This is a genomic window from Curtobacterium sp. MMLR14_006, from assembly GCF_001864985.1.
In the GTDB taxonomy this organism is placed as follows: Bacteria; Actinomycetota; Actinomycetes; order Actinomycetales; family Microbacteriaceae; genus Curtobacterium.
In genome coordinates this window covers 127,630-142,853 of record NZ_MJGU01000026.1, presented here as the reverse complement: position 1 = coordinate 142,853, position 15,224 = coordinate 127,630, and the positions used below count along the sequence as shown (strand labels likewise).

Genomic DNA, 15,224 nt, shown 5'->3' with positions numbered 1-15,224 from the left:
TGGACGCCATGGGGAACGAGGACGACCGACGACCGCTCGTGCTGCTGCTCGCCGGGTCCGGCTACGGCCAGCAGGCGCCGCTGCTCTGGTGGTCGCGGTTCGTCGCCGAGGCCGCCGGCTGCGAGGTCGTCGCCCCCTCGTGGGTCGTCGACGACGCAGCGGGAGCCGACCCGGTCGGGTTCGTCGAACGCGCCGTCGACGCCGCCCTCGGCGGCCGGCTGCCCGACCTCGTCGTCGCGAAGTCCTTCGGCTGCTGCGCACTGCCGTGGGCGGTCCGGAACGGCGTGCCCGGCGTCTGGCTGACCCCCGTCCTCTCCCTCGACGCCGTCGCGACGGCGCTCGCCGCCGCACCCGACGTGCACGACGCGATCGGGGGTTCCGACGATCCCCTCTGGCAACCGCAGCGCGTCCCGGGGACGGCAGCGCGCCTCCAGACCGTCGACCGTGCCGACCACGCGCTCCAGGTGGCGGGCGACTGGCGACGGTCCCAGCGCCTGCAGGCGGACGTCTTCGCCCTGGTGGAACGCCGCGTGGCCGGCCTGGGCGGGCCGCGTCCCGTCTCCTGACGGTCGGACGGGAGGCCCGGGTCGGCCCCGACGGGCGGCCGCCGGTAGGCTGTGCTCCCGTGGCTCTCACCATCGGAATCGTCGGTCTCCCGAACGTCGGCAAGTCGACCCTGTTCAACGCCCTGACCAAGAACCAGGTGCTCGCGGCGAACTACCCGTTCGCGACCATCGAGCCGAACGTCGGCGTGGTGAACCTGCCCGACCCGCGGCTCGACCAGCTCGCGGAGCTGTTCCACTCCGAGAAGACCGTGCCCGCGCCGGTGTCGTTCGTCGACATCGCCGGCATCGTCAAGGGCGCCAGCGAGGGCGAGGGGCTCGGCAACAAGTTCCTCGCGAACATCCGCGAAGCCGACGCCATCGCGCAGGTCGTCCGCGGCTTCACCGACGACGACGTCGTGCACGTGGCGAACAAGGTCTCGCCGAAGGACGACCTCGAGGTCATCAACACCGAGCTGATCCTCGCCGACATGGAGACCATCGACAAGGCGCTCCCGCGCTACGAGAAGACGGTCAAGCTGAAGCAGGCCGAGCCGATCGTGCTCGAGACCGCCCGCGAGGCCCGCGCCGCGCTCGAGCAGGGCACCCTGCTGTCCGCGACCTCGATCGACCTCGCGCCGATCGCCGAGCTCGGACTGCTCTCCGCCAAGCCCTTCATCTTCGTCTTCAACGTCGACGAGGCGATCCTGACCGACGGCACCCGCAAGGCCGAGCTCGCCGCACTCGTCGCCCCCGCCCAGGCGGTCTTCCTCGACGCCCAGGTCGAGTCGGAGCTCATCGACCTCGACCCGGCGGACGCCGCCGAACTGCTCGAGTCGACCGGCCAGACCGAGTCCGGCCTCGACCAGCTCGCCCGCATCGGCTTCGACACCCTCGGCCTGCAGACCTACCTGACGGCCGGTCCGAAGGAAGCCCGCGCGTGGACGATCGGCAAGGGCTGGAAGGCTCCCCAGGCAGCCGGCGTCATCCACACCGACTTCGAGAAGGGCTTCATCAAGGCCGAGGTCATCTCGTTCGACGACCTGGTCGAGACCGGCTCCATCGCCGATGCCCGCGCCGCCGGCAAGGCCCGGATCGAGGGCAAGGACTACGTCATGCAGGACGGCGACGTGGTGGAGTTCCGCTTCAACAACTGAGACGGGGGCCGCATGAGCCAGCAGTTCGCCTTCTGGCGCACGAGTGAGCGGCTCGACTCCGCTCGGGTGTACGAGCGACTCGTGAACGGCGAGGTCGTCCCCGAGGTTGAGGCACTCGAGCCCGCTGCGATCGAGGCGGCGCTCATCGCGGCGTTCCCGGACTGGGAGGCCGAGCCCACCCTGGCCGGCGGTTCCGGCCAGACGATGCTCGCCGCTCCGGGGGACGGCGGCGCGATCGACGTCGGCTACGGCGCGCAGATGGTGACCGCGACCTGCTACGGCCTGGAGCCGGAGCAGTGGAACGTCGTCATCTCGGCGGTGGTCGACCTGGGACTGCCGCTCTACGACCCGCAGATCGGTCACCGGTTCGACGGCCACGAGTGAGGCGCTCGAGTCGGAGCGCGGACCCCGGAACCCCCGTCGGTGGGGGAGGGCGGCTGCTTCCGCAGGTCCTCACGGTTCTGGTGCACGATCCCCGTGGTCGATGAACCGGGACCGTCAGCGCGTGCGAGCCCTCCGTGCCGGCCGGTAGCCTGCGACGCATGGGGTCCGATCAGCAGCAGGGGTATCCGTTCACGCCGCGGTCCGCGACCGCACTGACCGTCGGGGACCTGATCCCGGTGCAGGGCGACACGGCCGGCTGGGCGTGCCTGCAGGTGCTCGAACTCGCTCCGCGTGCGCGGTCGTACTTCATCGTCGGTCTGCTCGACTGGCGCGGATCGCTGCCGCCCGGCCCTGCGGACGTCCGGACAGCGGCTCCCCTCCGACGGGCGATGACGCGCATCGAGGTGTTCACCGAGGGCGGTCTCGAGGTCGTCGGGAACAGCCCGCCGGCAGACGAGGGCCAGGAACGGTTCTTCGGACCTGGCTACATCGGGAAGCGCACGCAGACCTGGGGGTGGATGGCAGCCGTCACGCGGGGGAAGCGGCAGGCCGATGGGCTCGAGGTCCTGTAGGACGCTGCGGGTGTCGCCACGTCACGCCTCCTGAGCGGTGCGGGAGCCGTGGAGGGTCGGGCGCTCCCTCCGGCGAACCGGAGGGAGCGCCCCGTGCATCAGACCAGCGCCGTGAAGGACGCGTCGCGGACGAGCAGCGATGCCGCAGTTCCCGAGACCTCCTGGTCGGGGTCGCTCGACAGGCCGAGCGACCAGCTGCCGCCACCCGGACGCTCCGGCAGGGTGAACTCGACGGTCGTCTCGGAGGCGTTCAGCAGCACCGCGACGGTGTCGTCGCCCTGCGTGAGCAGGAGGATCACCGCGCGGTTGCCGACGTCCGCCCAGTCGCCGTCCTCGAAGCCCTGCGCGTCCGCGCGGAGCACCTGCACGGTCGACTCGGAGTCACCGGGAGCAGTGCGGTACCACTCGGGCCGGAGTGCCGGGTGCTGCTTCCGGAACGCGATCGCCGCGGTCGTGAACGCGAGCAGGTCCTGGTCCGCCGCGGCCCAGTCGAACCACGAGATCTCGTCGTCCTGGCAGTAGGCGTTGTTGTTGCCGCCCTGGGAGCGCGCGATCTCGTCGCCGCCCAGGATCATCGGGACACCGGCCGAGAGCAGGAGCGTGCCGAGGAAGTTGCGCCGCTGGCGGTCGCGGTAGTCGTTCACCGCGCCGTCGTCGGTCGGGCCCTCGATGCCGCCGTTGAACGAGGTGTTGTTGCTCTCGCCGTCGTTGTTGTCCTCGCCGTTCGCCTCGTTGTGCTTCTCGGCGTACATGGTGAGGTCGGCGAGGGTGAAGCCGTCGTGTGCGGTGACGAAGTCGACCGAGCAGAGGGGCGAGCGCCGCGACCCCTCGTAGACGTCCGGGCTGCCGAGGACGCGCTGCACGGCGTCGCCGAGCGTGCCCTCGTCCCCGCGCCAGAACGCGCGGAGGTCGTCGCGGTACTTGCCGTTCCACTCCGACCAGTCGGCCGGGAAGCCGCCGACCTGGTAGCCCGCGGTGTCCCAGGGCTCGGCGATCATCTTGACCTCGCGGAGCACCGGGTCCTGGTGGATGATGTCGAGGAACGCGGAGTGCTTCTCGGCCTCGCCGTCCTGGCGGGTCAGGGTCGTCGCGAGGTCGAAGCGGAAGCCGTCGACGTGCATCTCCTCGACCCAGTAGCGGAGCGAGTCGGTGATGAGGCCGAGCGCCGACGGGTGCGACACGTTGAGGCTGTTGCCGGTACCGGTGGTGTCGAAGTAGTTCGCCTCGTCGCCCTCGACCAGGCGGTAGTACGAGGCGTTGTCGATGCCCTTGAAGGACAGCGTCGGGCCCATGTGGTTGCCCTCGGCCGTGTGGTTGTAGACGACGTCCATGATGACCTCGAGCCCGGCGGCGTGCAGGGCCTTGACCATCTCCTTGAACTCGGCCACCTGCTGCCCGGCGCTGCCCGAGGCCGAGTACTCGTCGTGCGGCGCGAAGAACCCGATCGAGTTGTAGCCCCAGTAGTTCCGCAGGCCCTTGTCGGCGAGCGTCGAGTCCTGGACGAACTGGTGCGTCGGCAGGAGCTCGACGGCGGTGACCCCGAGGTCGGTGAGGTGCTTGATCGCTGCCGGGTGCGCGAGTCCGGCGTAGGTGCCGCGGATCTCCTCGGGCACGTCCGGGTGCTGCTTCGTGAAGCCCTTCACGTGGACCTCGTAGAACACGGTGTCCGTCAGCGGCGTGGCGGGGCGGACGTCGTCGGCCCAGTCGAAGGAGCGGTCCGCGACCACGGACTTCGGCATCGCGCTCGCCGAGTCGGTCTCGTCGATCTGCTCGGGGTCGTCCATGTCGTGGCCGAACAGGGCCTGGCCCCACTCGTAGGTCCCGTCGACGGCGGTCGCGTACGGGTCGAGCAGCAGCTTGGCTGCGTTGTGGCGGAGGCCGTTGGCCGGGTCCCAGGCGCCGTGGACGCGGAAGCCGTAGCGGGTGCCCACGGCGACGTCGGGGACGACGTCGTGGAAGGTGTAGCCGGTGCGGTTGCGGAGCTCGGTGCGGTGCTCGGTGCCGTCGTCGTCGAAGGTGCAGAACTCGACGCGTTCGGCCGTGCTCGAGAACAGGGCGACGTTGGCGCCGCCGTCCACGAGCGTGACGCCGAGCGGAGTGCGGGAAGAGAGGGGCATGACGTCCTTCTACCGGTCGGCGACTGTGCCCTCGGCCGGAGGACGTACCCCGAGCCCTCGCGATCGATCGTGGCGGGCGGGCAGCGTGGGCTAGATTCGCCTCGTCGCGCTTCCCGAGGAAGCCGCGCGAGGAAGCTGCCCGAGGAGGCCCCATGTCGTACGTCGTCGACTTCGTGAACGTCTCCACGGTGGGGCTCGAGCGCTCCCCGGTCGCCGATGCCCTGGCGGGCCTGCGGGCGAACGAGGCGCGGTACTTCTCGAACAAGTACGCGCACGTGTTCACCACGGACCCGGCCGCCGAGGTGCCGGAACTGGTCGAGTACGTGCGCCGGGTCCTCGCCGAGGAGCGGGGGATCGTCATCGCCTCGCCACCGCTCGAGGCGACCGAGGCGCTGGTGGACGGCCTCCGCTGGACGTACGTCTTCCACGAGTCCGGCCTCGTGGTCAACGTGCTCTACGCCCTCGAACCGGGCGGCAAGCGGGCGGTGGGCTTCAAGCTGTCCGACGGCATGGAGGTGCCGGACGAGCTGGCGGACACGTTCAAGTTCGCGCGGCAGAAGTCGAAGCTTGCCGGCACCATCCGTGGTTCGTACTTCGTGGTGAAGGGCGAGTACTGACGGGCCGACACACGGCGTCGACGGGGCTCCTGCAATGCGGCACACCCGAACGAGGGTCACGAGGAATCGTCATGCTTCGGTAGGTTGACCGCGTGCCACTGCTGTCCTCGCGCCTGTTCCTCCCGCTCGCCGGGCTCCTGTTGTCATCGATCGCCCTCGCGGGGTGCTCGGCGACCGCAGAGCCGAAGAAGGTCGACCTGGCGGCTCCGTTCTCGGCCGACGCTGCAGTGACCCCTGAGTGGTCCCTCGACATCACCCCGGTCAGCAGCCCGGCGTTCGTGGCAGGGACCGCCCTCGTGTACGACGGCACCGACGAGCTGCGCATGGTCGCAGTCGACACGGCGACCGGGGAAGAGCGCTGGTCGAGGCGGTCGAGCACCGGCGCCGTCGTGCCGAAGTGGACCGGCTTCTCGGTCGTCACGACCGAGGGCGCCGGAGGCAAGGACCTGGTCGCCTACCTGACTCCGGCGGAGCTCGACGCCTCGATCGACTACTACCAGCACACGCTCGTCGTCGCCGACGTGCAGACCGGCGAAGTGATCTGGCACGCCCCGAAGGACTGGGTCGCCGGTGTGTGGAACTGCGGACTGAACCGCGACGTCTGCTACTCGACGTGGGACCTCGCGTCCGAGTCGTGGGTCTCCAAGGAGCTCAACGTCGACACAGGGCAGGTCGGGCCCGTGACCACCGAGGTGGACGGGCGGCCCACCGACGTCATCGACGAGGGCGTCTACAGCTACACCGACGCATCGGGAACGGCGTGGTTCGGGCGTCGTGTGGACGGGCAGGACCTCTGGAAGGTCGAGGCGGAAGGACTCGTCGGGAAGGACATCGACTCTGCCGGGCGGCTCCGCGCCGTCGACACCGTCCCCGACAGCGACGACCTCTTGCTGAACATGACCGAGGCAAAGACGGCGGACGGCAAGACGATGTCCGTCGACGACTTCACGCTCGTGTCCATCGACGGGAAGACAGGTTCCCGCAACTGGTCGACGACGGGGGCGCTCTGCACGGGGGCTGACCTGATGGTCTGCCGCGGAGCGGTGTCGTTCAGCGCCGCGGACGACGACGCCGGCTTCGACCTGGGCAAGGGTGCGCTCGTCGTTGCCGGGATCGACGCCTCGTCCGGGAAGGACCGGTGGTCGAAGGACCTCGCAGGCGTCACGTCGCTCGCCAACGCCCGTGGCCAAGCGGGTCGTGGCAACCTCGAAGACGCGTGGGTCTACCAGGACGCGAAGGGCGCGGCGATCCTCTCGACCGACGGGCAGAGCGGACGGGTGCCCGCGGACGACCTCACCGCGTGCAAGAGTCCGACCCGCTGGAACGGGCCCGAGTCGTCGAACCCCCAGAACCCCGTGACCGAGTTCCAGCTCGGGATCGTCTGGAGCCCGTGTGACGCAGCGGGACGGGCGTCGGGGGAGTCGTGGACCGACGGTTCCGTGCGGGCGGCGTCCGACATGCCCGACGACTGGAAGACGGGGCAGAAGGTCGTGCAGACGAAGGAAGCGCTGCTGGGCTTCCAGATCGAGGGCTGACGGCCCGGACGTGACGGAGCGCCGCCGGGCGGACCCGGCGGCGCTCCGCGGTGGTGCTGGTGCTGGTCCCTGGGGCCTAGGCCGCCAGCGCCATCTCGCCGGCGTGCACGGACTGTGCCTGCAGCAGGGTGCGGCTGGCCTCGCCCTGCCAGGAGCGGCCCGGCACGGTCCAGCCGGCTTCGCCGACGGCGTCGAGGCGTGAGCCCCGGGTGATGAAGACCGACAGGTCGTCGGCGTCGATGCGGACGAGGTACTCGCGCTGCGAGCGGTCGTCGCGCACCGGGAACTCGGCGATGCGGTCGGGGGTGATGGTCGGGGCCGCGAGGGCGGTCCCGGAGACGGTGATTCGTTCGTTGCTGGTCATGGTGTTGCGGTACTTCCTGGTCGTTCGGCGCCAGGGCGACTCGGTGTCGGCGGACGGCTGAGTCCGGCGCGACGCATCGAGTGCGGGGCGCACACGTCGAGTTTCAACGTGCAGCTCGTCCGTTCGGATCGAGCGGTGGTCTCGTGGGAATGCGACTCGGGTGAGTCGGTTCGAGACGATGGTGTGCGCGAGTCAGATGGGTTCGCTGCAGTGCACCAAAGAAACACTATACGCAGCGACTGCGGGCTTGTCCAGGTCGATCGCGGTGTAACCGGGCGGAAACGCGCGGGGTCGGTCCCCGAAACAGCGCCCCGTTAGCTTTCGGACCACTGAGTACCCGCTCAGGACCCGATCCCCCCTTCCGAAGGACCTGCGCCCATGCAGCACCGAACACGGCTGCGCCCCCGCGCGACGATCGTCTCCTCGACGCTCGTCGCAGCCGGGGCGATCGGCCTCGCCGCCCTGACGGCCTCCCCGGCCCTGGCAGCGCCCACCGCGTCGACGGCCACCATCGACGCGCCCGCCTCGGCGACCGTCGGCACCGCGTTCGACGTCGACCTCTCGATCCCGGCGACCGAGGACGTCTACGCCTACGAGATCACCCTCGACGCCGACGCCGACCTCGTGCGCTACCAGGACGACAGTGTGACCGGTCCGGACGGCGGGTTCGACAGCGTCGAGCAGGACGGCGACACCCTGACGATCCTGCACACCCGCCTCGGCACGTCGCCCGCGCTCGACGGCGACCTCGCAGCGTCGGTCACGCTCGAGCCGACCGCTGCCGGTTCCGCGGACCTGTCGGTCACCCGCATCACCCTCGTCGACCCGGACGGCGGGACCACGACGCTCACCGACCCGGCGAGCACCTTGGTGACGATCGCGGCCGCACCCACCGCGGGTCCGGCGCCGACGAGCGCGCCGACCGCTCCCGCCCAGCCGACGCCGAGCGCCAGCGCGCAGCCCGGCGACGGCGACGGGGACGACCCGAGCGACCCCACCGACCCGACCGACCCCACCGACCCGACGAGCGGTGCCACCGCCGTCCCCGCGGGCGGAGCGGACGAGCGTCCGACCGGCGGCGAACTCGCGTGGACGGGCGCCGACGTCGCCCCGTGGGTCGCGGCGTCCCTCGCCCTCCTCGCCGCGGGCGGCACCCTGATCACCCTGCGGGCACGTCGTGCCCGCCGCGAGCGCACCGGAGCAGCCGAATGACCGCCAGCACGCAGGCCCGCAGCAAGCGACGCTCCGCCGTCGCCGGCGCCTCGCTCATCGCCCTCGTCGGCGCAGCCCTCGCGGCGACGCCCGCGATCACGGCCGCCGCAGCACCCGCAGCCGTCGACGCCAGCCCGGCCGCCATGCTCGCGCCGTACTACACGGACCTCGACCTGACCGGCGACGACCAGGTCACCCAGGCCGACCTGACCGTGCTCACCGACCACCTCGGCGCGACGAGCACGAGCCCCGACTGGGCGACGGTCAGCGCCGCGGACACCGACGCGGACGGCACGATCACGGTCGACGACCTGGCCGCGCTGTCCCAGCGGATGATCTACGACGACGGCCCCTTCCAACTCGTCGAGGCGTCGACCGTCGACATGCAGGCCGCGATGAACGCCGGCGTCACGACCTCGGTCGCGATCACGCAGGACTACCTCGACCGCATCGCCGCCTACGACCGCACCACGGTCGACACCGCGTCGACCGGGCGTGCGCTGAACTCGATCATCACCACGAACGCCGACGCCCTCGCCGCTGCCAAGACGGCGGACGCGGAGCGCGCCGAGCACGGCATGACGAGCATGCTGCTCGGCGTGCCGATCGCGGTGAAGGACAACTACGACACGAAGGACATGCCGACCACCGGTGGCTGCGGCTGCTGGGACGACAACCAGACGGACACCGACGCCGCCATGGTCACCGGCCTGCGCGACGCGGGTGCCGTGATCCTGGCGAAGGCCAGTCTCGACGAGTTCGCCTACGGGTTCGTCTCGGAGTTCTCGTCGAACCAGCCCGCCGGCTCGTCGCTCCTGGTCGCCAGCCCGTACGACACGGCGCAGACCGCCGGTGGCTCGAGCGGCGGCACCGGCGCGGCGATCTCCGCGAACCTCGCCGGGATCGGCTTCGGCACCGACACCGGCGGCTCGATCCGCGTGCCGTCGACCTACAACCAGCTCGTCGGCATCCGGCCCACGGTCGGCCTGACCAGCCGCGACGGCATCATCCCGCTCGCCCTGTCGCAGGACACCGGCGGCCCGATCACGCGTTCGGTGACCGACGCGGCGGTCGCGCTCGACGCCGTCACCGGCGTGGACGCGGCCGACCCGGCGACGAGTGCCCAGGCCGGCAAGGTGCCGACCTCGTACACGTCGTCGCTCGACGCCGACTCGCTGCAGGGCGCCCGCATCGGCTACGTGACGAGCATGGTCGGCACGAACGCCACCACGAAGCGTCTGTTCGACGCCTCGGTCGCGAAGCTGCAGGCAGCCGGGGCCACGGTGGTCCCGATCACCCCGACGACGGCCTTCAACCGGGTCCTGTCCGAGGGCAGCGGCAGCACGAACGAGTTCAAGCACGACCTGGACGAGTACGTCGCGAAGCACCTCGACCCCGACGTGACCGCCCGGTCGCTGCAGGGCATCGTGGCCTCGGGCGAGTACGTGCCGGGCCGCAAGGGCACGTACCAGTCGCGCGACGTGATCACCGACGCGCAGTACCAGGCGTGGGCCGGCCCGACCGGGTCGCACACGACGCAGCTCGCCACCGGCAAGCAGCTCGTGACGCAGATGCTCGACGACCAGGACCTCGACGCGCTCGTCTACCCGTCGGGCACGCCGTACGGCACGCAGTCGACGAACATGCGCCTCAGCCCGAACACCGGCATGCCGGCGATCACCGTCCCGATGGGGCAGGCGATCGCAGCCGACGACACCATCACCGGTGCCGGTGTGAACCTGGAGTTCCTCGGCCGCTCGTTCGACGAGAGCACGGTCATCGGCCTCGGCTACGCCTTCGAGCAGGAGACGCACGCACGCACCACGCCCGCGCTGTACCCGGCGCTCGGCTGAGCCGAGCGGGTCGCGATCGGGACCACAGGACGGACGGGAGGCCCGGTGCCAGCTGGCACCGGGCCTCCCGTCCGTCTGCTCCGTCAGTTCAGGGTCGGGGTGTCCTCCGGCACGACGCCGTCGGCGTACAGGTCGGTCGCCAGGTCGCGCAGCGCACGCAGCGCGACGCGCTGCGTGAGCGGACCGTAGGAGATGCGGGCGACGCCGAGCGCCTCGTACTCGGCGGCGGGCAGGGCGCCGGGCAGGCCGATGACCGACAGCTTGCCGCGGCCGAGCCCGTCGACGAGCCGCTCGACGACGTCCCGCTGGATCGCGCCCGGCACGAAGACGAGCGGGGCGCCGACATCGAGGAACGCCTTGCCGCGGGCGATCGCGTCCGCGATGCTCTCGTCGATCGGACGGTCGCCGCCGCGGGCGATCGCGTCGGTGCGGGCGTTCAGCTGGAAGTCGATGCCCTCGGCCTCCACCGCCTTCGTGATCGCGGCGACCCTGGCGACGGCCTCGTCGAACGGGCGGAGCCGGTCCTCGACGTTCGCGCCGACGATGCCGGCGGCGATGGCGCGCCGGATCGTCTCGGCCGGGTCCTCGTAGCCGTCGTCGAGGTCCGCGGTGACCGGCAGGTCGGTCGCGGCGGCGATGGTGGCGGCGCCGGCGAGGGCGACGTCGAGCGGCATCCCGCCGTCGTCGTACCCGAACGAGGCCGCGATCGAGTGCCCGGCGGTGGCGATCGCCCTGGTGTCGGGCAGGTCGCTCACGGTCCTGGCGCTGATCGCGTCCCACACGTTCACGACGCGCAGGATCTCGGGGGCTTGGTGCAGCTGCTTGAGGGTGGTCGCCTTCTCGGCGGTGCTCGTGCTCATGGAAGCGAATGTAGGCGGGTCGTGCGTCCGGGGTCACGCGCACCCGGTGAGCAGCGATGGTCGAGTCGGCGAACGCGACCCGACCGTTCCTGCTCACGATGCGACCGCGACCGCGCACCGACCCGGAGACGACGCAGGATGACGGCCGGAGTCGCGCCGGGCCTGGTGTCCGATGCATGCTGGGACGCATGGCGAACGACGAGCAGGACCCGGTCGGGACGCTCCGTGGGGTGCGCACGAGCATCAAGTGGACGCGGTACGCGCCCGACGTGCTGCCGCTGTTCGTCGCGGAGATGGACCACGACGTCGCGCCGGCGATCCGGCAGGCGCTGATCGAACGGGTCTCGCAGTCCGACCTCGGGTACCTCGACGGCCCCGGGCCGCTCGCTCCCGCGTTCGCGCAGTTCGCGCTCGACCGCTGGGGCTGGGAGGTCGACCCGACCCGCATCCACCTGGCCACCGACGTCAGCGTCGGGATCGTCGAGTCGCTGCGGCTCGCGCTGCCCGACGGCGGCCGGGTGGCGATCACGCCGCCCGTGTACCCGCCGTTCTTCGAGCTCGTCGACGAGGCGCGGTGTCAGGTCGAGGAGGTCCCGCTGCTCGAGCAGTGGGGGCGGTACCGGCTCGACCTCGAGGGCCTCGAGCGCGCGTTCGCCGGCGGGGTCGGCGTCTTCCTGCTCTGCAACCCGCACAACCCCGTCGGCCTCGTGCACGACCGCGCCGACCTCGTCGCGATCGCCGAACTGGCCGCGAAGTACGACGTCCTCGTCATCAGCGACGAGATCCACGCGCCGTTGACCCACCCCGGTGTGCAGTTCACGCCGTTCGCGATGGTCGCCGAGCCGCTCGGTGCGCGGAGCGTGTGCGTGACCTCGGCGAGCAAGGGATGGAACCTCGCCGGGGTGAAGTGCTCGGTCATCGTCGCCGGCGACGCCCGGACCGCGGCCCTGCTCGACACCCTGTGGGAGGAAGTGGCGTGCCGGACGAGCATCCTCGGGCTGCACGCCAACCTGGCGGCGTTCACCCTGGCGACGGACTGGCTCGACGACGTCGTCGCCCGGATCGTCGCGAACGACCGGCTGCTCGCCAAACTGCTGGCGGAGCACCTGCCCGGGGTCGTCTACACGCGGCCGCGCGCCGGCTACCTGGCCTGGCTCGACTTCCGGGGGATCGGACTCGGCGACGACCCGGCGGTGCCGATCCGGGAGCACGCCTACGTCGCCCTCAACTCGGGGCTCGGCTTCGGGGCGCAGGGCCGCGGCTTCGTGCGCCTCAACCTGGCGTGCTCACCGGAGACCCTGCGCGAGGCCGTGTTCCGGATCGCGTCGGCGTACCCGTCGAGCACGCAGGAGGGGCTGGTCTGGCACGTCGCGTGAGAACGGGCGCTTCGTGGCTGCCGTCGGCATCGAGTGAGCAGGAGGTGTCGGGTCTGCGGCGCGCACTCGACGTCTTCTGCTCACTCGCGGAGCTGCGCGGAGCCGCGCGCAGCGCAGAGAGGCGGGAGAGGCGCGGCGGTCAGGCGACGTACTGGTTGCGCCCGACGACGCTGATGTGCAGCTCGTCGTCGCGGTCCATCGCCAGGAGCTCGCGGGCCACGAAACCGACGGAGGGCCAGCGGGACACCTCGGTCACCATGAAGCCGTCGATGAACACCTGCCACGCGCCGCGCTCGCGGACCGCCTGCACCTCGTAGGTCGCCATGCCGCGAGCGTACCCGTCAGCCGACGCGCTTCGCGTAGTAGCGCATCGTGGGGACCTCGCCGGTCGGCTTGCACCAGTCGGCGGGACCGCGGCCGGTGAGCCGCCAGCCGTGCCGCTCGTAGAGGCGCCAGGCGGCCGGGGTCTCCTCGGTGACGTCGAGCCGCACGTGCGTGCCGGGGCAGGCGCGTTCGGCGGCCTCGAGCAGGGCGTCGGCGACACCGGCGCCGCGGCGGTCCGGTTCGACGAACAGCCGTGTCACCGTGGGCATCCGGCCGGGTTCGGGCACCGCGAGTCCGACGTGGCCGATGACGAGGTCGTCGTCGTCGACGGCGACCCAGGCGCCGAGCGACCCGTCGGGGCAGAGCCACGCGGCCGGGTCCTCGGGCCAGGACGCCGGGTACCCACCGAGGTGCACGCGCCAGAGCACCTCGACCAGGGGGTCCAGGTGCGTGTCGGCGCGCTCGGTGATGTGCATCTCCTGGACGCTATCGACCGCGGGCGTCCCGTGGTCAGCGTTCCGGCGATCGTGGTGTGGGGGCGTCAGTCGAGGGCGAGGGTCATGTGCACGTCGGCGCGGGCGTACGGGCTCGGGGCGACCTCGTCGGCGCGCAGGTGCCGGAAGCCGAACGCCTCGTACAGGTGGACCGCGCTGGCGAGCTTCGCGTTGCTCTCGAGGTCGACCCGGTGCGCCCCGAGCGCACGAGCGCGGTCGAGGGCCGCGGCGATGAGGCGACGGCCGAGCCCGTGCCCTTGGTGCTCGGGGGAGACGGCCATCTTGACGAGCTCGAAGACACCGGGTGCGGTCGGGGCGATGCCGATGCACCCGACGACCTCGTCGTCGAGGCGGGCGACGAACACCGCGCCGCCGGGCTCGACCACATGGCCGACCGGGTCGGCGAGGATCGCACGGTCCGCGTCCTCGAGGGTGAAGTGGCGCGTGACCCAGTCCTCGTTGAGCACGCGGAACGCCTCCGCGTCGGCGGGGCTCGCGAGGTCGGTGATGGTGACGGTGGGGGTCGCTTCGGTCATGTCCTGATCCTCCACCGAGCATGGAGTCGCGTCCAATACTCGTTCCGTCGGATCGATACGCTGGGTGCATGGATCACGACCCGGACGTCGACCTCCGCCAGCTCCGTGCGTTCCTCGCCGTCGCCGACGAGCTGCACTTCGGGCGGGCGGCCGAGCGGCTGCACGTCGCGCAGCCGGCCCTGTCCCAGCAGATCCGACGCACCGAGCGTGCACTCGGCGTCGACCTCTTCGTCCGCACGAGCCGGAGCGTCGCGCTCACGGCGGCGGGGCGGGTGCTGCACGGACGGGCACGGTCGCTCGTCGAGCAGGCACGCCGGGACCTCGACGAGACGGTCCGGGTCGGCCGCGGCGAGGCCGGGCGGCTCGACCTCGGCTTCGTGGTGTCGGCGTTGCCGCTCGGGCCGATCGAGCGGGTGCAGGCCTTCCGGGCGCGGTACCCGTCGGTGCGCGTCGAGCTGACCGAGGGGTACTCGTCGACCCTGCTCGCCCGCATCGTCCGCGGCGAACTCGACCTCGCCGTCGTCCGCGACGCGGACCCCGACTCCGCCGTCCGGCTGTTGCCGTTCCGCACCGAGGCGTTCCTGGCGGCCGTCCCGCGCGACCACCGCCTCGCCGGGCGGACGGCGATCCGGGGGACCGAGCTCGTCGACGACCCCTTCGTGTTCTTCCCGGCCGCGGCGGGCTCGCTCGCCACCGAGCGGAACCTCGCCCCGGTCACCGCCGGGGGTCGACGGCCCGTCGTCGTGCAGGAGGCCACCACCTGGGCGACCGTCCTGCACCTGGTCGGTGCCGGCCTCGGCGTGACCGTCCTGCCGGAGAGCGCTGCGCTCGCCGCGCCGGACACGGTCGCGCTGCTGCCCCTGCGGGGGAGCGAGCACCGCAGCGAACTGTCGTGGGCGATGCGCGCCGACGACGACCGCGAGATCCTGCGCAACTTCGTCGACGCCGACTGAGCAGGAGACGCCGGGTCGGACGCCGGGTCTCCCACTCTCGAGCAGCAGCGGACGGGTCAGCCGAGCGCGAGCACCGGCGCACGGTGGTCGCCGAGCTCGTCGACGGACCACGGCCGCGCGCCCCGCAGCGTGAGCCCGAGCTGCACGAGGACGAAGCCGACGTGCGGCTCGACGTCCGGGTCCCACGGCCCCTCGACGCCGAGGCCGAACGCCCCGAGCTCGTCGTCGGCCTCGTCGCGCAGGGTCAGCCGCCAGCGGCCGTCACCGAGTTCCTCGACGACGGCCCAGTGGGCGGTGCTGAAGCGGCTCACGCGGCCACGGTGCCGAT

The 15,224-nt window shown here is 71.7% G+C and carries 17 protein-coding genes; 10 read left to right on the top strand and 7 right to left on the bottom strand.

The genetic code is table 11. From position 1 onward, the window contains the following. Nucleotides 1-8: 8 nt before the first annotated feature. From BIU94_RS16740 to BIU94_RS16725, 4 genes are all read left to right on the top strand, one after another. A complete protein-coding gene (locus BIU94_RS16740; RefSeq protein WP_071263497.1) occupies nucleotides 9-566 on the top strand; it encodes a hypothetical protein in 558 nt (185 codons plus the stop codon). Nucleotides 567-625: 59 nt separating this feature from the next. Next, complete coding sequence (ychF, locus tag BIU94_RS16735; RefSeq protein WP_071263493.1) at nucleotides 626-1,699, top strand: redox-regulated ATPase YchF; 1,074 nt, start codon at nucleotides 626-628, stop codon at nucleotides 1,697-1,699. A gap of 12 nt (nucleotides 1,700-1,711) precedes the next feature. Then, entirely contained in the window at nucleotides 1,712-2,083 is a 372-nt protein-coding gene (locus BIU94_RS16730; RefSeq protein WP_071263491.1) for a hypothetical protein, read from the top strand. A gap of 158 nt (nucleotides 2,084-2,241) precedes the next feature. Next, the gene (locus BIU94_RS16725; protein ID WP_071263489.1) at nucleotides 2,242-2,655 is read left to right on the top strand and encodes a hypothetical protein; all 414 of its coding nucleotides are present in this window, start codon (nucleotides 2,242-2,244) and stop codon (nucleotides 2,653-2,655) included. 98 nt (nucleotides 2,656-2,753) lie between these two features. On the opposite strand, the gene glgX is transcribed toward BIU94_RS16725, so the two are convergent. Next, nucleotides 2,754-4,772: a glycogen debranching protein GlgX gene (gene glgX, locus BIU94_RS16720; protein WP_071263486.1), complete on the bottom strand. Its 2,019-nt coding sequence runs from the start codon at nucleotides 4,770-4,772 to the stop codon at nucleotides 2,754-2,756. 152 nt (nucleotides 4,773-4,924) lie between these two features. Between glgX and BIU94_RS16715 the strand changes: the two genes are divergently transcribed. Both BIU94_RS16715 and BIU94_RS16710 read left to right on the top strand, forming a co-directional pair. Next, nucleotides 4,925-5,389 (top strand): phage tail protein, encoded by a 465-nt coding sequence (locus BIU94_RS16715; RefSeq protein ID WP_071263484.1) that lies wholly within the window; start codon nucleotides 4,925-4,927, stop codon nucleotides 5,387-5,389. A gap of 92 nt (nucleotides 5,390-5,481) precedes the next feature. Beyond that, nucleotides 5,482-6,924 carry a PQQ-binding-like beta-propeller repeat protein gene (locus tag BIU94_RS16710; RefSeq protein ID WP_071263483.1) on the top strand — a complete coding sequence of 481 codons (1,443 nt, stop codon included), beginning with the start codon at nucleotides 5,482-5,484 and terminating at the stop codon, nucleotides 6,922-6,924. A 76-nt stretch (nucleotides 6,925-7,000) separates the two neighbouring features. Here BIU94_RS16710 and BIU94_RS16705 read toward each other — a convergent pair whose 3' ends face one another. Further along, nucleotides 7,001-7,288, bottom strand: a complete 288-nt coding sequence (locus tag BIU94_RS16705) for a hypothetical protein (RefSeq protein WP_071263482.1) — start codon at nucleotides 7,286-7,288, stop codon at nucleotides 7,001-7,003. Between the two features lie 378 nt (nucleotides 7,289-7,666). On the opposite strand from BIU94_RS16705, the gene BIU94_RS16700 reads away from it, so the two are divergent. Together BIU94_RS16700 and BIU94_RS16695 are read left to right on the top strand one after the other, a co-directional pair. Continuing rightward, complete coding sequence (locus BIU94_RS16700; protein ID WP_071263480.1) at nucleotides 7,667-8,500, top strand: cohesin domain-containing protein; 834 nt, start codon at nucleotides 7,667-7,669, stop codon at nucleotides 8,498-8,500. After that, nucleotides 8,497-10,353, top strand: coding sequence for an amidase family protein (locus BIU94_RS16695; protein WP_071263478.1), 1,857 nt, complete (start codon nucleotides 8,497-8,499; stop codon nucleotides 10,351-10,353). Before BIU94_RS16700 ends, BIU94_RS16695 begins: the two co-directional genes overlap by 4 nt. Nucleotides 10,354-10,436: 83 nt before the next feature. On the opposite strand, the gene BIU94_RS16690 is transcribed toward BIU94_RS16695, so the two are convergent. Then, nucleotides 10,437-11,213, bottom strand: coding sequence for an isocitrate lyase/phosphoenolpyruvate mutase family protein (locus tag BIU94_RS16690; RefSeq protein ID WP_071263475.1), 777 nt, complete (start codon nucleotides 11,211-11,213; stop codon nucleotides 10,437-10,439). Between the two features lie 188 nt (nucleotides 11,214-11,401). Between BIU94_RS16690 and BIU94_RS16685 the strand changes: the two genes are divergently transcribed. Then, a complete protein-coding gene (locus tag BIU94_RS16685) occupies nucleotides 11,402-12,589 on the top strand; it encodes a MalY/PatB family protein (protein WP_071263648.1) in 1,188 nt (395 codons plus the stop codon). Nucleotides 12,590-12,728: 139 nt separating this feature from the next. Here BIU94_RS16685 and BIU94_RS16680 read toward each other — a convergent pair whose 3' ends face one another. The 3 genes from BIU94_RS16680 to BIU94_RS16670 all read right to left on the bottom strand — a co-directional run bounded on the left by BIU94_RS16680 (nucleotide 12,729) and on the right by BIU94_RS16670 (nucleotide 13,943). Beyond that, the gene (locus tag BIU94_RS16680) at nucleotides 12,729-12,914 is read right to left on the bottom strand and encodes a hypothetical protein (RefSeq protein WP_071263473.1); all 186 of its coding nucleotides are present in this window, start codon (nucleotides 12,912-12,914) and stop codon (nucleotides 12,729-12,731) included. 16 nt (nucleotides 12,915-12,930) lie between these two features. Beyond that, the gene (locus BIU94_RS16675; RefSeq protein ID WP_071263471.1) at nucleotides 12,931-13,389 is read right to left on the bottom strand and encodes a GNAT family N-acetyltransferase; all 459 of its coding nucleotides are present in this window, start codon (nucleotides 13,387-13,389) and stop codon (nucleotides 12,931-12,933) included. A gap of 65 nt (nucleotides 13,390-13,454) precedes the next feature. Continuing rightward, complete coding sequence (locus tag BIU94_RS16670) at nucleotides 13,455-13,943, bottom strand: GNAT family N-acetyltransferase (RefSeq protein ID WP_071263469.1); 489 nt, start codon at nucleotides 13,941-13,943, stop codon at nucleotides 13,455-13,457. Between the two features lie 68 nt (nucleotides 13,944-14,011). On the opposite strand from BIU94_RS16670, the gene BIU94_RS16665 reads away from it, so the two are divergent. Further along, a complete protein-coding gene (locus tag BIU94_RS16665) occupies nucleotides 14,012-14,896 on the top strand; it encodes a LysR substrate-binding domain-containing protein (RefSeq protein WP_071263460.1) in 885 nt (294 codons plus the stop codon). 56 nt (nucleotides 14,897-14,952) lie between these two features. Here BIU94_RS16665 and BIU94_RS16660 read toward each other — a convergent pair whose 3' ends face one another. After that, on the bottom strand, nucleotides 14,953-15,207 hold the full coding sequence (locus BIU94_RS16660) for a hypothetical protein (protein WP_071263457.1): 255 nt from the start codon (nucleotides 15,205-15,207) through the stop codon (nucleotides 14,953-14,955). Nucleotides 15,208-15,224 lie beyond the last annotated feature (17 nt).